Annotated in this window: 1 protein-coding gene; it reads right to left on the minus strand. The window is 67.8% G+C overall.

The features are described 5' to 3' along the window. Nucleotides 1-382 (minus strand): DEAD/DEAH box helicase (locus tag EN994_RS35200; RefSeq protein WP_127308334.1); only part of this gene is annotated, 382 nt, incomplete at both ends.

Consider the following 382-nt stretch of genomic DNA (forward strand, 5'->3'; position numbering starts at 1 on the left):
ATATTCGATGTCGAGATGCTGCTTCTCCTCGCCGGCGGCCGAAATGCGCACCGCATCGCGCTGATAGCCCTGGGCGAGCGTGGCGATCGAGCGCGGCACCGTGGCCGAGAACATCAGCGTCCGGCGTTCGGCCGGAGCGGCGTCGAGGATGAATTCGAGGTCTTCGCGAAAGCCGAGATCGAGCATCTCGTCGGCCTCGTCGAGCACCACCGCCTTCAGCGCCGACATGTCGAGCGAGCGCCGGGTGATGTGGTCGCGCAGCCGGCCGGGCGTGCCGACGACGATATGGGCGCCACGCTCCAGCACACGCCGCTCCGAGCGCATGTCCATGCCGCCGACGCAGGACGCCACGGTGGCACCGGTCAGTTCGTAGAGCCATTCC

Source organism: Mesorhizobium sp. M7A.F.Ca.CA.002.09.1.1, from assembly GCF_003998555.1.
In the GTDB taxonomy this organism is placed as follows: domain Bacteria; phylum Pseudomonadota; class Alphaproteobacteria; order Rhizobiales; family Rhizobiaceae; genus Mesorhizobium; species Mesorhizobium ciceri.